At 42.1% G+C, this 16,775-nt stretch carries 18 protein-coding genes; 8 read left to right on the top strand and 10 right to left on the bottom strand.

Annotated elements, in window-relative coordinates; translation table 11 throughout:
* Nucleotides 1–49: 49 nt before the first annotated feature.
* Together NYE79_RS09375 and nrdI are read left to right on the top strand one after the other, a co-directional pair.
* A complete protein-coding gene (locus NYE79_RS09375; protein ID WP_000740038.1) occupies nt 50–583 on the top strand; it encodes a hypothetical protein in 534 nt (177 codons plus the stop codon).
* 76 nt (nt 584–659) lie between these two features.
* The gene (gene nrdI / locus NYE79_RS09370) at nt 660–1,130 is read left to right on the top strand and encodes a class Ib ribonucleoside-diphosphate reductase assembly flavoprotein NrdI (RefSeq protein WP_044021503.1); all 471 of its coding nucleotides are present in this window, start codon (nt 660–662) and stop codon (nt 1,128–1,130) included.
* Between the two features lie 80 nt (nt 1,131–1,210).
* Here nrdI and NYE79_RS09365 read toward each other — a convergent pair whose 3' ends face one another.
* From NYE79_RS09365 to argS, 3 genes are all read right to left on the bottom strand, one after another.
* Nucleotides 1,211–2,473, bottom strand: coding sequence for an NRAMP family divalent metal transporter (locus tag NYE79_RS09365; protein ID WP_000084703.1), 1,263 nt, complete (start codon nt 2,471–2,473; stop codon nt 1,211–1,213).
* Nucleotides 2,474–2,670: 197 nt separating this feature from the next.
* Nucleotides 2,671–2,916 (bottom strand): hypothetical protein, encoded by a 246-nt coding sequence (locus tag NYE79_RS09360; RefSeq protein ID WP_000084866.1) that lies wholly within the window; start codon nt 2,914–2,916, stop codon nt 2,671–2,673.
* A 334-nt stretch (nt 2,917–3,250) separates the two neighbouring features.
* Complete coding sequence (gene argS, locus NYE79_RS09355) at nt 3,251–4,942, bottom strand: arginine--tRNA ligase (RefSeq protein ID WP_339293702.1); 1,692 nt, start codon at nt 4,940–4,942, stop codon at nt 3,251–3,253.
* A 154-nt stretch (nt 4,943–5,096) separates the two neighbouring features.
* Between argS and argR the strand changes: the two genes are divergently transcribed.
* Together argR and mutS are read left to right on the top strand one after the other, a co-directional pair.
* Entirely contained in the window at nt 5,097–5,543 is a 447-nt protein-coding gene (gene argR / locus NYE79_RS09350) for an arginine repressor (RefSeq protein ID WP_001231483.1), read from the top strand.
* A 50-nt stretch (nt 5,544–5,593) separates the two neighbouring features.
* Nucleotides 5,594–8,128, top strand: coding sequence for a DNA mismatch repair protein MutS (gene mutS / locus NYE79_RS09345; protein WP_339293701.1), 2,535 nt, complete (start codon nt 5,594–5,596; stop codon nt 8,126–8,128).
* A gap of 41 nt (nt 8,129–8,169) precedes the next feature.
* Here the strand turns inward: mutS and NYE79_RS09340 are convergent, their stop codons facing one another.
* Both NYE79_RS09340 and NYE79_RS09335 read right to left on the bottom strand, forming a co-directional pair.
* Nucleotides 8,170–8,628, bottom strand: a complete 459-nt coding sequence (locus NYE79_RS09340; RefSeq protein WP_216728619.1) for a DUF3021 domain-containing protein — start codon at nt 8,626–8,628, stop codon at nt 8,170–8,172.
* Complete coding sequence (locus tag NYE79_RS09335; protein WP_216728618.1) at nt 8,625–9,065, bottom strand: LytTR family DNA-binding domain-containing protein; 441 nt, start codon at nt 9,063–9,065, stop codon at nt 8,625–8,627. The genes NYE79_RS09340 and NYE79_RS09335 overlap by 4 nt, the downstream gene beginning before the upstream one ends.
* Nucleotides 9,066–9,378: 313 nt before the next feature.
* Here NYE79_RS09335 and mutL point away from each other — a divergent pair, with 313 nt between their 5' ends.
* The gene (gene mutL, locus NYE79_RS09330; protein WP_216728617.1) at nt 9,379–11,328 is read left to right on the top strand and encodes a DNA mismatch repair endonuclease MutL; all 1,950 of its coding nucleotides are present in this window, start codon (nt 9,379–9,381) and stop codon (nt 11,326–11,328) included.
* 149 nt (nt 11,329–11,477) lie between these two features.
* On the opposite strand, the gene NYE79_RS09325 is transcribed toward mutL, so the two are convergent.
* Complete coding sequence (locus NYE79_RS09325) at nt 11,478–11,975, bottom strand: helix-turn-helix transcriptional regulator (protein ID WP_000761359.1); 498 nt, start codon at nt 11,973–11,975, stop codon at nt 11,478–11,480.
* A gap of 159 nt (nt 11,976–12,134) precedes the next feature.
* Here NYE79_RS09325 and ruvA point away from each other — a divergent pair, with 159 nt between their 5' ends.
* The 3 genes from ruvA to NYE79_RS09310 are packed head-to-tail and all read left to right on the top strand — an operon-like array spanning nt 12,135 to nt 13,973.
* Nucleotides 12,135–12,728, top strand: coding sequence for a Holliday junction branch migration protein RuvA (gene ruvA, locus NYE79_RS09320; protein ID WP_000273411.1), 594 nt, complete (start codon nt 12,135–12,137; stop codon nt 12,726–12,728).
* A gap of 9 nt (nt 12,729–12,737) precedes the next feature.
* Nucleotides 12,738–13,298 (top strand): DNA-3-methyladenine glycosylase I, encoded by a 561-nt coding sequence (locus tag NYE79_RS09315; RefSeq protein WP_339293700.1) that lies wholly within the window; start codon nt 12,738–12,740, stop codon nt 13,296–13,298.
* Nucleotides 13,299–13,973, top strand: a complete 675-nt coding sequence (locus NYE79_RS09310; protein WP_000950495.1) for a type II CAAX endopeptidase family protein — start codon at nt 13,299–13,301, stop codon at nt 13,971–13,973.
* A gap of 71 nt (nt 13,974–14,044) precedes the next feature.
* On the opposite strand, the gene NYE79_RS09305 is transcribed toward NYE79_RS09310, so the two are convergent.
* The 4 genes from NYE79_RS09305 to NYE79_RS09290 all read right to left on the bottom strand — a co-directional run bounded on the left by NYE79_RS09305 (nt 14,045) and on the right by NYE79_RS09290 (nt 16,764).
* Nucleotides 14,045–14,308: a SemiSWEET family transporter gene (locus NYE79_RS09305; protein ID WP_000166112.1), complete on the bottom strand. Its 264-nt coding sequence runs from the start codon at nt 14,306–14,308 to the stop codon at nt 14,045–14,047.
* Between the two features lie 105 nt (nt 14,309–14,413).
* On the bottom strand, nt 14,414–15,448 hold the full coding sequence (locus NYE79_RS09300; RefSeq protein ID WP_339293866.1) for a S66 peptidase family protein: 1,035 nt from the start codon (nt 15,446–15,448) through the stop codon (nt 14,414–14,416).
* A gap of 275 nt (nt 15,449–15,723) precedes the next feature.
* The gene (locus tag NYE79_RS09295) at nt 15,724–16,071 is read right to left on the bottom strand and encodes a TfoX/Sxy family protein (RefSeq protein WP_198464310.1); all 348 of its coding nucleotides are present in this window, start codon (nt 16,069–16,071) and stop codon (nt 15,724–15,726) included.
* Nucleotides 16,072–16,086: 15 nt separating this feature from the next.
* A complete protein-coding gene (locus NYE79_RS09290; protein ID WP_216728616.1) occupies nt 16,087–16,764 on the bottom strand; it encodes a DUF1129 family protein in 678 nt (225 codons plus the stop codon).
* Between the last annotated feature and the right edge of the window lie 11 nt (nt 16,765–16,775).

Here is a 16,775-nt window from a genome sequence, read left to right as displayed (position 1 = left end):
TCCTGTACAAAAAATGCTATAATGTTCAAAATATCTTTTGGAGGAAAACATGAAAAAGAATCCTATTTATCTTTGGGTTTTGTTAGTCTTATCAGCCCTCATTTCATCTATGTCATTATTTGGAATCTTGAGTCCATTGCCAAGTAAAGATGTGCTTCGTGCTAGCCTGGCGAATAGCGGGACGCTTACTGCTCAGCAATTAGAAGACACAGTCAACTATACTTACCAAGTAACAGCGTCATCGCACTCTATTTTTAATACGTTGTTGATTGTTTTATCTGCAATTTTAGTTGTAGTAGCCTTTGTATTTCTAGTACGTAAAAATGTGCAATTCGCAAACTATGCTTATATTGGCTATGTTCTACTAGCGATTGTTGGTTTGGTTTATAGCTATATGAATGTTCAAGATGCGGTTCAATTAATCAAAGATTCTACCCTCGGCCTAGGAATGGGAGCATTTGCACAAGGAACGAATATTTTGTTCATCATTATCAATGTTCTCTTTTTAGCCTTAGTCTTTTACAAGATGTGGCGCCAACAAAAAGATTTGGCCGAAGAAGTCGAAGCAGAAGAAGTTGCCTAAGTATTGACAAAAAAGGACTATCAAGTTACAATCTTGTTAGTTCTTTTTAAATCGTAAACAAAAAATCGAGGTCAACATGAAAAAAATATCCCTAGTGTATATCAGTCTGAGTGGGAATACAGAGAGTTTTGTAACCCGACTCAAGGACTATCTCTTGTCTCAGTATGAGGGAATTGAGGTCCAAAAAATCCATATCAAGGATTTGGTCAAGGAAGGCCAAGAATTCTTTGAAATGGAACATCCCTATGTCGCTTTCTTGCCGACCTATCTGGAAGGTGGAAATGGCGTTGATAACGGCGATGTTGAAATTCTAACGACTCCAGTGGGCGACTTTATTGCTTATGGAGCCAATGCTAGTAAGTGTTTTGGGGTAGTGGGTTCCGGTAACCGCAATTTTAACAATCAATACTGCCTGACAGCCAAGCAATATAGCCAGCGCTTTGGCTTCCCGGTCCTAGCAGACTTTGAAATGCGTGGTATGCTGGGAGATATTAAAAAAGTCGCAGCAATCATTGCAGACTTGTATGAGTTAGAGACAGAAAAATAAAGTAGTTCTGAGGGGCAGTTGAGATTTTCAACTGCTTTTGAGTATGCAAAAAGCACCCTGTCAGGGTGCCATTTTATAAACTATCCTGCTTTTCCGATGGCAAGTGCATAGATAAAGAAGATAGCGAAGCCAAAGAGGAAAATCAATCCTGCGATAGCGAGGAGTTTTAGCCAAGAAGGAAGATTTTTATTCTCACGTGTCACCAATACATAGTTCAAAAGAGCGAAGAATGGTGTTGTCAGGAAAGAACCGATCATGGCAAAGCGAAGCATGGTGGAAACTTGACCAGCAAAGAATTTAATAATTACGATACCAATGATAGCGGTAATGGTCATCCAGATGTTCAAAGATTTGCGAGAATCCTCTTTTTGACGAATCAAGAGTCGCAGCGATTCCTGATTGACACGAGAGTAGCCATCGATAACGGTGATGACCGTTCCAAAGATACAGAGAAAGGCGATAAAGGTGATCAAATAACGGGACCATTCTCCAAGAACAGAGGCATACATACCCACAAATTGAGAAATGTACTTGGCTGAAGCTGCTTCAACTGCTTGTCCTGTAGGATACTGAATCAGTGCTCCTAGTGCCACGAAGAATACAGCTAGGATAGCAGTTCCAATGTAACCAACGTTAAAGTCGAAAAGGGCGTCCGCTGTATTAAAGTTGACGGTCTTTTTCTTTTCAGCAGACCAGAGTGAATTGACGGCTGAAATTTCAATAGGGGCAGGCATCCATCCTAAGAGGGAAACGATAAAAGGGAGGGCCGCCATTTGCCAAGGTGTCTTTTCGACAAAATCAGAGCTGTATTCTGGATGTTTAATTGCTGCAATGATAACTGCAAGAACAGTTGCAATGGTCAAAGCAGACATGATCCATTTTGCCATACCATCTAATAGTTTGTAGCCACCAAAGAGTAGCATGGCCCAAATGACTGCAACAAGGATAAGGGACCACTGAGTGATGCTAAGTCCAATCATTGGGAAGGCGCTAGCGATGATGGCTGAGCAAAGGATAGCGACTCCAGCTGTATTAACCATAGCAGAGAAGACATTGAGGACAAAGAAAATCCAGAGATAGATTTTTCCTTTTTCAGCATAGCCTTCTACCAAGGTTTTACCAGTGTCGGCAGTATATTCGGCACCAAAACGGAAAAATGGATATTTAAAAACATTGGCCAAGATAACCAAGAGGAGTAGTGACCACCCATAAGAACCACCAGCTTGAGTAGAGGATACAATGTGAGAACCTCCAACGGCAGCAGAAGCCATTAGGATTCCTGGCCCCATTGCCTTTAGTTTGCTTGCCCAGGTTGACTGGTTTGATAACGTAACTTGTGACATAATAAACACTCCTATTTTTGAATTTTCAGAATAATCTGAATAGATAGCTACTATTCTACAAAAATCTTAAAGGAAATGCAAGACCATTTTGAAAAAATATAGAAAATTACAGAAAACTTTACATGCATTAATGAAATTTCTCCAAGGAGAATATGGTAAGCCTAAAAAATCCGAGAAGAAAGCTTCTCGGATTTTGATTATTTCAATTGATCTGTGACGTCTTTTGAGAGCAACATTCCCAGACGGTAAGTTTTATTGATATGTGCAATGACATCATTGATATTTTCAGTCGTGTGAATTTTCTCTTTGATGTCAGACCTAAATGTCTCGTCCTTCAAAAGTTGCTCTTGGTAGAGTCTTTGAAGTCTTTCCTTCTCGTACTTATTGAGCAGAAAAAGGAAAACCAAGCTAAGTACAACGAGGATATAAGCATATTGGCTCATAAGGAATCTCCCAGTGTGATAAAGAAATAGTAAAAGTGAATAAATTGTTTCATTGAAATGCTACAATGCCGAACACAATATAAATGTTATTTTGCCTCAATCTTTCAGATTGCTTTCAAGTAATTTAAAAGATTACGACATGAGCCTAACCAAATCGATATTATTTGGTCTGGTGAATTAGTAAAGCGTTTGGGCAACTCGTACTGGTTACGACGTAAAGAAACATAAATCGACAATATTTATGTTTCTTTACTAGTGAAGCGCCTAGCCAAAGTCCGAATAGGATTTGGCGTTAGTTACTTAGATTGCTCCGCAATCAAGTAACTTTGGCGATTTACATCTTCTCCGGCGCTTCTACTCCGAGCAAACGAAGAGCTTCTTTGAGGACGACTGCGGTTGCGTAGCTGAGGGCTAGACGACTGTCGCGCTCAGGACTTTCATCTAGGATACGTGTATGTGCATAATATTTGTTAAAGGCTTGAGCCAGACTAATCGCAAATTTCGCAATGATAGAAGGTTCAAAGTTATCTGCTGCACGATTGATAATACGTGGGAAGTCTTGGAGTAGTTTAATGATTTCCCAGCTCTCAGCATCGTTCAAGCTGTAGTTGCCAGCTGCATCTGGTTTGAAATCGGCTTTGCGCAAGATAGATTGGATACGAGCGTAGGCGTATTGAACGTAAGGTCCAGTTTCTCCTTCAAAGGATACCATAGCTTCAAGGTCGAAGTCATATCCATTTGTACGGTCGGTCTTAAGATCATAGAACTTGATAGCCCCAACTCCAACAGCGTGGGCAACTTGGTCTTTATTTTCTAACTCAGGATTTTTCGCTTCGATTTGGGCCTTGGCACGACTAACAGCCTCTGCAATAGTAGGCTCTAGCAAGATGACATTTCCTTTACGAGTAGAGAGTTTTTTCCCTTCTTTTGTTACCAATCCAAACGGAACATGGACAATGTCTTGGCTCCAATCGTAGCCCATCTCTTGTAGTACTGCCTTGAGTTGTTTGAAGTGGGCAGATTGCTCTTGACCAACAACATAGATGGATTTTGCAAATTGGTATTCGTTTTTACGGTAAAGGGCTGCAGCCAAGTCACGTGTGATATAGAGAGTTGCACCATCAGATTTTTTGATAAGGGCTGGGTGTTCAATTCCATATTTCTCAAGATTGACAACTTGGGCTCCCTCTGACTCAACAAGAAGTCCTTTTTCAGCGAGAATGTCTACAACAGCATCCATCTTATCATTGTAAAAAGCTTCCCCGTTGTAGCTGTCAAATTTGACTTGCAATTCATTGTAAAGGCGGTTGAATTCCACTAAACTTTCATCACGGAACCATTGCCAGAGAGCGAGAGCTTCCTCATCTCCATTTTCCAGTTTGCGGAACCATTCGCGTGCTTCTTCATCCAAGCTAGGATCTTTTTCAGCTTCAGCATTGATGCGAACGTAGAGTTTAAGAAGTTCATCGATTGGATGCGCTTTAACGGCTTCCTCATTTCCCCATTTCTTGTAGGCAACGATCAACATTCCAAACTGTTTGCCCCAGTCTCCTAGGTGGTTGACCTTGACCGTTTGATAACCGATTTTTTGGAAAATATGTGACAAGCTATCTCCGATAACCGTTGAGCGCAGGTGACCAATAGAGAATGGTTTTGCGATATTAGGACTAGACATGTCGATAACGATATTTTCTTGCTTGCCAATGGTTTGGTCGGCATAGTGCTCTTTTTCAGTGATAACATCCTTTAATACCTGAGCCGAAATAGCAGATTTATCGAGGAAAAAGTTGACGTAAGGTCCAGTAGCGACAACCTTTTCAAAGGCTTGACTATTGATTTTTTCAGCAATATCTGCTGCAATCATTTGCGGAGCTTTACGCTCGACCTTTGCTAGAGAAAAGGCAGGGAAGGCGATGTCTCCCATTTCTGAGTTTTTAGGTGTTTCCAGCAAATTTAAAATAGCCTCTTGGTCCAGGCTATCAATGACGCTAGCCAACTCGCTAGCAATCAATTCTTTTGTATTCATAAGGGCTCCTTTTGGGCTTTTTTACTATTTTAACACAATTTACTACATTTTTTGAGAAAGAAAAGAATTTTTTTGAATTATCTATTTTTTTTGGTATAATGTAGTTATAAAATAAATGTAAAACTTGTTATAAATATTCACTTAAGAGGATAATATGAGAAAAAGAGAACGGCATCAATTGATTAAAAAGATGATCACCGAAGAAAAACTTGGGACACAAAAAGAGATTCAAGATCGTTTAGAAGCTCGTAATGTTTATGTGACACAAACGACTTTGTCACGTGATTTGCGTGAAATCGGCTTGACCAAGGTTAAGAAAAATGATATGGTGTATTATGTACTAGCAAATGAGACAGATAAGATTGATTTAGTTGAGTTTTTGTCTCATCATTTAGAAGGAGTTGCAAGAGCAGAGTTTACCTTGGTACTGCATACCAAACTTGGGGAAGCTGCAGTCTTAGCAAACATTGTAGATGCAAACAAGGATGAATGGATTTTAGGAACGGTTGCTGGTGCTAATACCTTATTGGTTATTTGTCGAGACCAGCACGTTGCCAAGCTGATGGAAGATCGTTTGCTAGATTTGATGAAAGATAAATAAGGTCTTGGGAGTTGCTCTCAAGACTTATTTTTAGCAAGGAGAGACGGAAAATGGCAACAGAAAAGCTATCACCCGGCATGCAACAGTATGTGGATATTAAGAAACAATACCCAGATGCTTTTTTGCTTTTTCGAATGGGTGATTTTTACGAGTTGTTTTATGAAGATGCAATTAATGCAGCACAGATTTTAGAGATTTCCTTAACGAGTCGGAATAAAAATGCAGAAAATCCGATACCCATGGCGGGTGTCCCCTATCATTCTGCCCAGCAGTATATCGATGTTCTGATTGAGCAGGGCTATAAGGTAGCCATAGCCGAGCAGATGGAAGATCCCAAACAAGCAGTTGGTGTTGTCAAGCGAGAGGTGGTCCAGGTCATCACACCTGGAACGGTCGTTGATAGCAGTAAGCCGGATAGTCAGAATAATTTCTTGGTTGCTATAGACCGTGATGGCAATCAATTTGGTCTGGCTTATATGGATCTGGTGACGGGTGATTTTTATGTGACAGGTCTTTTAGATTTCACGCTGGTTTGTGGGGAAATCCGTAACCTCAAGGCTCGAGAAGTGGTGCTGGGTTATGACTTGTCTGAGGAAGAAGAACAAATCCTCAGCCGTCAGATGAATTTGGTGCTTTCTTATGAGAAAGAAGGCTTTGAGGACCTTCATTTACTAGATCCACGATTGGCAGCTGTGGAGCAAGCAGCAGCTAGTAAGCTACTCCAGTATATTCATCGGACCCAGATGCGGGAATTGAACCACCTCAAACCAGTTATCCGCTATGAAATCAAAGATTTCTTGCAGATGGATTATGCGACCAAGGCTAGTCTGGATTTGGTTGAGAATGCCCGTTCAGGTAAGAAGCAAGGCAGTCTTTTCTGGCTTTTGGATGAAACCAAAACGGCTATGGGGATGCGTCTCTTGCGTTCTTGGATTCATCGTCCCTTGATTGATAAGGAGCGAATCGTCCAACGTCAAGAGGTGGTGCAGGTCTTTCTTGACCACTTCTTTGAGCGTAGCGATTTGACAGACAGTCTCAAGGGTGTTTATGATATCGAACGTTTGGCTAGTCGGGTTTCTTTTGGCAAGACCAATCCCAAGGATCTCTTGCAATTGGCGACTACCTTATCTAGTGTGCCACGGATTCGTGCGATTTTAGAGGGAATGGAGCAGCCTGCTTTAGCTTATCTCATCGCACAGTTGGATGCCATTCCAGAGTTAGAGAGTTTGATTAGCACAGCGATTGCCCCTGAAGCCCCTCACGTGATTACGGAAGGTGGTATTATTCGGACGGGATTTGATGAGACCTTGGATAAATACCGTCGTGTCCTCAGAGAAGGGACTAGCTGGATTGCTGAGATTGAGGCTAAGGAGCGGGAAAACTCTGGTATCAGCACGCTTAAGATTGACTACAATAAAAAGGACGGCTACTATTTCCATGTGACCAATTCGCAACTGGGAAATGTGCCATCCCACTTTTTCCGCAAGGCGACACTGAAAAACTCAGAACGCTTTGGGACCGAGGAATTAGCTCGTATCGAGGGGGATATGTTGGAGGCACGTGAGAAGTCAGCCAACCTAGAATATGAAATCTTTATGCGTATCCGTGAGGAAGTCAGCAAGTACATCCAGCGTTTGCAGGCTCTAGCCCAAGGAATTGCGACGGTTGATGTCTTGCAAAGTCTCGCAGTTGTGGCTGAAACCCAGCATTTGATCAGACCTGAGTTTGGAGAGGATTCACAAATAGATATCCAAAAAGGGCGCCATGCTGTCGTCGAAAAGGTCATGGGAGCTCAGACCTATATTCCAAACAGTATCCAGATGTCAGAAGATACCAGCATTCAACTGATTACGGGACCCAACATGAGCGGGAAGTCCACCTATATGCGCCAACTAGCCATGATGGCGGTTATGGCCCAGCTAGGCTCGTATGTGCCGGCAGAAAGCGCCCATTTGCCTATCTTCGATGCTATCTTTACCCGTATCGGAGCAGCAGATGACTTGGTTTCAGGTCAATCAACCTTCATGGTGGAGATGATGGAGGCTAACAATGCCATTTCGCATGCGACCAAGAATTCCTTGATTCTCTTTGATGAGTTAGGTCGAGGAACTGCGACTTATGATGGGATGGCTCTTGCCCAGTCCATCATCGAATACATTCATGAACATATCGGAGCCAAAACCCTCTTTGCGACCCACTACCATGAGTTGACCAGTCTGGAGTCCAGCTTAAAAAACTTGGTCAATGTCCATGTGGCGACCTTGGAGCAGGATGGGCAGGTTACCTTCCTTCACAAGATCGAACCAGGACCAGCTGACAAATCCTACGGTATCCACGTTGCTAAGATTGCTGGCTTACCAGCAGAACTTTTATCAAGGGCAGATAAGATATTGACTCAACTGGAGAATCAAGGGACGGAAAGTCCTGCTCCAATGAGAGAAACAAGTGCTGTTACTGAACAGATGTCACTCTTTGATACCCCTGCAGAGCATCCTATCCTAGCAGAATTAGCTAAACTGGATGTTTACAATATGACACCGATGCAGGCTATGAATGTCTTGGTTGAGCTCAAACAAAAGTTATAAAAAGAGCCCACTCACATTTTTGTGAGTGGGATTTTTCTCTATTACTTTTTATGAGCCAAGAGTTGATTGATGTGGTCTACTTTTTTTGCTTCTCTTTTATAGAGAATGACCCAGATGATGAGGTAGACGATCGCAAACTCTGGAATGAGCTGGAGATAGAAGGTCCAGTGGAAGGGGAACCAACCAGCCAGAGTTGCTAGTGGAACAAAGCCAGCCAGCATGAGGAAGAAGTGGGAAAGTGTGGCACGGAGCAGGCTCCAGTCACGGCTGAATAAGCGACTGCCAAAACTAAAGAGAACGCCGATAGCTGACCAGATGATCATGCAGTAGAGCAAGACTAGGGCACCGTGAACCTGATGTTGAGTCATCACTTGGCCGATAAGAGACTCGGGACTAAGTGGAGCATAGGTATTTGGGGCATAAATGAGTGAAAAGAGGATAGAGAGGATGAGGCCGATGAGTACACCATCGGCTGCATCGTGAAAGATTTGTTTTTTCATAGTTCTAATTTCTCCTTGATGGTTTTTAGGTAGCGGCGTGAAGAGTAGGTGAAGCTTTCATTTTTTAGAAAGATTTTAACCAGACCGTTGGGCGTGAGCTTGAGATGAGAGATGGAGTCGATATTGACGATTTCAGATTGGGAAATTTGGATAAAAGTGGTCGGCAGAATTTCAAGAACCTGATAGAGTCGCAAATCAATGCTGTAGGTCTGACTGGCAGTTTCTGCTAGAACCTTGCGATTCTCGATATAGAAGCGTTGTATCTTACAAATCTTAACTAGATAGACCTGATCTTCAATCTTTCCTTTGATTGTTTCTTTTTGGTCAAGATTTTCAGCGAATTCGATGACTTTCTGGACTTTTTCGGTCGGCTGAGGTGCTTGGACAATCAGCTTTTCCTCCTCGTAAGTCTCCTTAATCTGTAGTTCTACTTTCATAAATTTCCCTCCTTTTCAGTTATACAAGGTTAATCTCACTTCTTGTACACCTTTATTAATACTCTTCAAAAATCAAATTCAAACCACGTCAGCGTCGTCTTGCCGTACTAAAGTACTGTCTGCGCCTAGCTTTCTAGTTTGCTCTTTGATTTTTATTGAGTATACCACTATTTTACGACCCATGGCAAGAGCTTTTGCCTATGTGGACAGATTTAGCGTCTATGTGGCATTTGCTTTTTCTGGTAACATCTGAAATATGGTATAATAGCACTAATCAATTTCTAGGAAAATAGATACAGAAAGGGGCTGAAAGATGTCTCATATTATTGAATTGCCAGAAGTGTTGGCAAACCAGATTGCGGCAGGGGAGGTTATCGAACGTCCTGCCAGTGTGGTCAAAGAGTTGGTAGAAAATGCCATTGACGCGGGTTCTAGCCAGATTATCATTGAGATTGAGGAAGCTGGTCTCAAGAAAATTCAAATCACCGATAATGGTCATGGAATTGCCCACGATGAGGTGGAGTTGGCCTTGCGTCGCCATGCGACCAGTAAGATAAAAAATCAGGCAGACCTCTTTCGGATTCGGACGCTTGGTTTTCGTGGTGAAGCCCTGCCTTCTATCGCTTCTGTCAGTGTGCTGACTCTGTTGACGGCGGTGGATGGTGCGAGTCATGGGACTAAGTTAGTCGCGCGTGGAGGTCAAGTTGAGGAAGTCATCCCAGCGACTAGCCCTGTAGGAACCAAAGTTTGTGTGGAAGACCTCTTTTTCAACACACCTGCCCGTCTCAAGTATATGAAGAGCCAGCAAGCGGAGCTGTCTCATATCATTGATATTGTCAACCGTCTGGGATTAGCTCATCCTGAGATTTCCTTCAGTTTGATTAGTGATGGCAAGGAAATGACGCGGACAGCAGGGACTGGTCAACTGCGTCAAGCCATCGCAGGGATTTATGGTTTGGCGAGTGCCAAGAAGATGATTGAAATTGAGAACTCTGACTTAGATTTTGAAATTACAGGTTTTGTGTCTTTACCTGAATTAACCCGAGCAAATCGCAACTATATCAGCCTCTTCATCAATGGCCGTTATATCAAGAACTTTCTACTCAATCGTGCTATTCTTGACGGTTATGGAAGCAAGCTCATGGTAGGGCGTTTTCCACTGGCTGTCATTCACATCCATATCGACCCCTATCTAGCTGATGTCAATGTGCATCCAACCAAGCAAGAAGTGCGGATTTCTAAGGAAAGAGAACTGATGGCGCTGGTTTCAGAAGCTATTTCAAATAGTCTCAAGGAACAATCCTTGATTCCTGATGCTTTAGAAAATCTTGCCAAGTCGACTGTGCGTAATCGTCAAAAGGTAGAGCAGACCATTCTCCCACTCAAAGAAAATACGCTCTACTATGAAAAAACAGAACTCTCAAAACCCAGTCAAGCTGAGGTGGCTGACCACCAGGTTGAATTAACTGAGGAGGGTAGGGACCTAACCCTGTTTGCTAAAGAAACTTTGGACCAATTGACTAAGCCCGCAAAACTGCATTTTGCAGAGAGAAAGCCTGCTAACTACGACCAACTAGACCATCCAGAGTTAGATCTAGCTAGCCTCAATAAGGCTTATGATAAGCTGGAGCGAGAAGAAGCATCCAGCTTCCCAGAGTTGGAGTTTTTCGGACAAATGCACGGGACTTATCTCTTTGCCCAAGGGCGAGATGGACTCTACATCATAGACCAACATGCGGCGCAGGAACGAGTTAAGTACGAGGAATACCGTGAAAGCATCGGCAATGTTGACCAGAGTCAGCAACAACTCCTAGTGCCCTACATCTTTGAATTCCCAGCAGATGATGCTCTTCGTCTCAAGGAAAGAATGGCACTTTTGGAGGAAGTGGGTGTCTTTTTAGCAGAGTACGGAGAAAATCAATTTATACTGCGTGAACATCCTATTTGGATGGCAGAAGAAGAGATTGAGTCAGGCATCTATGAAATGTGTGATATGCTCCTCTTGACCAAGGAAGTTTCGATCAAGAAATACCGAGCAGAGCTGGCTATCATGATGTCCTGCAAACGGTCTATCAAGGCCAACCATCGCATCGATGACCACTCAGCCAGACAACTCCTTTATCAGCTTTCTCAATGTGACAATCCTTACAACTGTCCCCACGGACGTCCTGTTTTGGTGCATTTTACCAAGTCGGATATGGAAAAAATGTTCCGACGAATTCAGGAGAATCATACTAGCCTCCGTGAGTTGGGGAAATATTAAGAACACAAAAAGCCTTTGTTTTTTCCAAACAAGGCTTTTTAGCTTTTCTATGGTGGGAATTTTGAATGGACATGGCAACTTGCCATGAGGTTTACACTTGCTTGACAAGATCAGTTCTAAAAAATATTGCGAAAACGGAATTAGGTGATTCAAGGTTTTCTAGAGTCATCTTTGTCAGAAGGATTCTCAAGACCAATCACTTTATCAAGATAACGTTGTTTGGTTTTGAGAGTCTTGTTGATCGCAATTGCTGAAGCAATCAAAAGAACGAAGGTCAGCCAAATCCAGGCGGTGAATTCGGCTGGGAAACTAGAACCGGCTAAAACGAGATAGATAGCCAGAGCTAAGACGAAAATATAAATCACTTGCCAGAGGCCATAGGATTTAGCCTCTTTATAGTATTTGTCCTTGCCTTCTTCCAAGATCACTGCTGTGGAACCTTTTTCAAAGTTTTCATCCAGTAAGAGATAGTCAGTTGTTACTTGAAAAATCTTGCTTAATTCAATGATTTTTTCGATTTCAGGAAGTACTTGTCCAGACTCCCATTTGGAGATGCTTTGCCGAGAAACATTGATTTGTTCTGCTAGCTTTTCCTGGGACCAACCTTTTTCCTTTCTGAGCTCAAATAGTTTTTCTGCGAGTTTCATTATTCTATCCTCCTTTTTCTACTTCTATCCTAACAATTTTTACTTATAATGAGAATACAATCTCTTGTACTATTTGTCAACCAGAGGTTGCACCTTTTGTTGCAGTCTGTCTTGGGGAAATATGGTATACTAGATAGGCAAAATAATGGAGAAAAAATTATGTACGAATATTTAAAAGGAATCATTACTAAAATCACTGCCAAATACATCGTCCTAGAGGCAAATGGTATCGGTTATATTTTGCATGTAGCCAATCCCTATGCTTACTCAGGTCAGGTCAATCAAGAAACTCAAATTTATGTGCACCAAGTTGTCCGTGAGGACGCCCATCTGCTCTACGGTTTTCGCTCAGAAGATGAGAAAAAGCTCTTTCTCAGTCTGATCTCGGTCTCAGGGATTGGTCCTGTGTCAGCTCTTGCTATCATCGCAGCTGATGACAATGCTGGCTTGGTTCAAGCGATCGAGACTAAGAACATCACCTACTTGACCAAGTTCCCTAAAATTGGCAAGAAAACAGCCCAGCAGATGGTGCTGGACTTGGAAGGCAAGGTAGTCGTGGCTAGTGATGACCTTCCTTCCAAGGTCGCAGTGCAAACCAGCGCTGAAAACCAAGAACTGGAAGAAGCTATGGAAGCCATGCTGGCACTGGGCTACAAGGCGACTGAACTTAAGAAAATCAAGAAATTCTTTGAAGGAACGACGGATACAGCAGAGAACTATATCAAGTCGGCCCTTAAGATGTTGGTCAAATAGGAGTATAATATGCCAAAACGCTGTGGTTGGGTAAAAATGAATAATCCCTTATATGTAGCCTATCATGATGAGGAGTGGGGGCAACCCCTTCATGATGACCGCGCTCTTTTTGAACTGCTCTGTATGGAGACTTATCAGGCTGGTCTGTCTTGGGAAACGGTACTCAACAAACGCCAGGCTTTCCGAGAAGCATTTCATGGCTATCAAATTCAAGCGGTCGCGGAAATGACAGATGCGCAGTTGGAAGCCTTGTTAGACAATCCAGCCATCATCCGAAATCGTGCCAAGATTTTTGCTACGCGTGCCAATGCCCAAGCATTTTTACAAGTTCAGGAAGCATATGGCTCCTTTGATGCCTATCTCTGGTCTTTTGTTGAGGGAAAAACGATCGTGAATGATGTTCCTGACTATCACCTAGCACCTGCTAAAACAGCCTTGTCTGAAAAATTAGCTAAAGATCTCAAAAAACAAGGTTTCAAGTTCACAGGCCCAGTTGCCGTTTTATCTTTTCTACAAGCAGCAGGTTTGATTGACGACCACGAGAATGATTGTGAATGGAAGGGGAATTAAATGTTGTCTAACAAAAATAAGGGAATTCTGATTTTTGCGATTCTCTATACAGTTCTCTTTGTATTTGATGGAGTTAAATTGCTGGCTTTCTTGATGCCATCTGCTATTGCAAATTATCTAGTTTATGTAGTACTAGCTCTATATGGCTCTTTCTTGTTTAAGGATCGATTGATCAAACAATGGAATGAGATTAGAAAGACTAAAAGGAAATTCTTCTTTGGCGTCTTAACAGGATGGCTCTTTCTCTTTCTGATGACTTTTGTCTTTGAATTTGTATCAGAGATGTTGAAGCAGTTTTTTGGGCTAGTCGGACAAGGTCTAAACCAGTCGAATATTCAAAGTACCTTTCAAGAACAACCAATACTGATAGCAGTTTTCGCCTGTATCATAGGACCTTTTGTGGAAGAACTCTTTTTCCGTCAGCTCTTGTTACATCACTTGCAGAAACGTCTGTCAAGTTGGCTAAGCATTCTTCTGGTAGGACTTGTTTTTGCTCTGACTCATATGCACAGTTTGGCTTTATCAGAGTGGGTCAGTGCAGTCGGTTATCTAGGTGGAGGCATTGCCTTTTCTATCATCTATGTGAAAGAAAAAGAGAATATTTATTATCCTCTAGTTGTTCATATGTTAGGCAATAGCCTTCCCTTGATTATTTTAGTTATCAGTAGTATGTGACGTTTTAGTAGTTATACAAGAGAAAAAGCTGAGAATCTCCTCTCAGCTTTTTGATTATATGCTAGTAACTTTTATAGTGCAGTAAGAAATGTCAGTCCACCTAAGACAACGCCAGCTGAGTTTGGAATAATTAGTATCCAATCCTTCTTAGGTTCTTTTGTCCACCCGTAAATAACCCAAATTAAACAAGATACTGCTGCGGATAAAGGCTGGAATGGTTGAGCTTTGTTGCCTTGTAAATTGGCAAAAATTTGTGGGATGTAGGCGATAAATACAATAATCCCGATAAAGGCCCCGATTGAACCGACAATTTGATTTATTTTTTGTTTAGTCATATACACCTCCTTTAAAAAGATATCATAGAAATAAGCAAAATGCAATAAATTCAGACACAAATTGTAACGAAAATCAATACCAAAGCACAAAAATGGAGAAATTGTTTATTTTTTGTTATCGTCAAAGCGAATGACTTGCTCCTGTGCATCTACATAGGCGTGAACGCCAAAGGGAACAATGGCTCTTGGTGTGGCGTGCCCAACGTTTAGATTATAGACAATTGGGATATTGCTGTCAACGATGCTCATTAGTGCCTCTTTATAGTCGTTATAGAAGGTTTCATCCATTGGCTTTCCGACCAAGAGTCCACTGATGACCTCAAATATTCCAGTTTTTTTCAAAGCTAGCAACATTTTTTTGAAATCATCAGGTTCAGGCTTTTCTTCGCTTGTTTCTAGTAAGAGAATCTTTCCTTCCCAGTCGGATAAGTCAGGGAAAAGTTTGTATTTTTGGCAGAGGTCGGTGCTATCTGCGTGTAGAGAGTTGTCAAAGATATCATAGAGAGACTCAAGACAACCACCGAGGATTTCTCCCTCAAACTGGGCATTTCCTTGTAACAAGTCAAAACCTGTATTTACATGACTGACTCGAGCTGTTCCCAGAGCCTTGGGACTAAAATCAGTCCGTTCCTCATACCAAAGGTCGCTAGGGCGGATTTCTGAGATTCTCCCAGTCTCGATCAGTTCTTTAAAGTAGTGGAGGCTATAGGGCAACATTTCTTTGTCTAACTCACAAATGTCCGCTAGAAAGGATTGGCCGTAAAAAGTCTTGATTCCTAGTTTATGCAACATGAGATGGTTCATGGTCGTATCCGAGAAACCGAGAAAAATCTTTGGTTTGATAACCTTTTGTAGTTGGTCATTTTCAAAAAGATAAGGTAGCAAGCGATAGGTATCATCCCCACCGATGGCGCATAGGATCATGTCGATGCTATCGTCCGAAAAGGCCTGCATCAAATCCTCTGCACGCGTCTCGGGATGATCCTTGATAAAGTCCAAGCCCTTTAGCGAATGGGGTAAAAAGACAGGATTGAGTCCCAAATCCTTGAGACGTTGGACACCCAAATCGACTTCGTGTTTGACAAAATCCTCTCCGATAACACCACTAGACAAACTAACAATACCAATAGTAGAAACTATATCTCGTCCTCCTAGAAATAGATTGATACTCTTCGAAAATCAAATTCAAACCACGTCAGCTTTGCCTTGCCGTACTCAAGTACAGCCTGCGGCTAGCTTCCTAGTTTGCTCTTTGATTTTCATTGAGTATGAGCCTATTCTATCACAAAAGATGAGAGAAAACTATAGGAATTAGAGTCAGAAGTGCTATTGAATCTCAAGAAAGCAAGTGAAAAAAGCAACCGCTTGTGCAGTTGCTTTTCGTTTTTCTAATCTCTAATCTCACTAGATATGAGTTACTTGGTCAACTCTTGATTATAGGAGAGAGCTAAATCAATCCAGTAAGGAAGTTCTTTTTGACCTTCTATATCTAGGTCTATATAGCCGTGATAAAGGCGCCCTCTCATCAATGTAGTATGAGCTCCTGTTCGGGGTAGAACTTGCTTTTCCAGTTCTTCGCCAATTCTCACCATAACCAGCTCGTCCTTTCTGGAACTGACTGTAAGGACCATTTTCCCACGAATCATAAAGGCAAGGCCACCAAACAGTTTCTTTTCTTCTAGCTCTTCTTCGAAAATTTGGGGAGGAAGTTTGAGTGCTAGAATTTTTCGAATCTGCTGAGCTAAAGATTGACTATATGCCATAGCTTTTCACTTCTCTTAATAACGTGATGGGCCTGCGCTTGCGCTTCGGATATTGAAACGTTTCTTGAGATAGAAGCGAAGGGCGAGAAGGGCTGCTCCCAGGACAGCCAAAGGCAATGGAGCAAGGACTGGATTGAGGTTGGCTGGTAGGAAGCTTGTTGCAAAGAAGACAACCAACCAAAGAAGCATAGCAGCGAGGATGACGAGGATTGATTTCCAGAAAGGAGGGCGCTGGCTACGATCTGTGTCTGGTCCATAGTACTGGTAGACAAAGTAGTACATCAAGTAGAAGGCAAGTCCTCCTACAAGTCCAACCAACAAGAGGGTAATCAAGCCATAGCCAATAGCCTGATCTGTAGAGAAGAAGGTAGTCAGAGCGCTAACCAATGCAAAGAGACTGGTGATAAAAAGGGCTGAGTCCATAATCATGAGTTTTGGATCGTCATTTTCTTTTGGATGCTCTTTTTCGTACTGTTCCTTGACTGTAAAGCTGTGAGCCCAGTGAGTTGGAGCGCCGTAGAGGGAACGAGCTGTCGTTCCTTTGACTTGCTCTTCAAGGATTTTAGGAATGACTTCCTCAAAAACAGCCTTGATTTCAGCATCTGTTTTGCCATCTTTGATAAATTGTTGGGTAGCGATGTGGATAAACTCTTGGTTTTTCTTAGTTAATTTTTGTAAATCAATCTGAGACATAGGGATTCCTC

Source organism: Streptococcus sp. FSL W8-0197 (assembly GCF_037963785.1).
Lineage (GTDB): Bacteria > Bacillota > Bacilli > Lactobacillales > Streptococcaceae > Streptococcus > Streptococcus oralis_CQ.
This window is presented reverse-complemented; position numbering and strand designations above follow the sequence as displayed.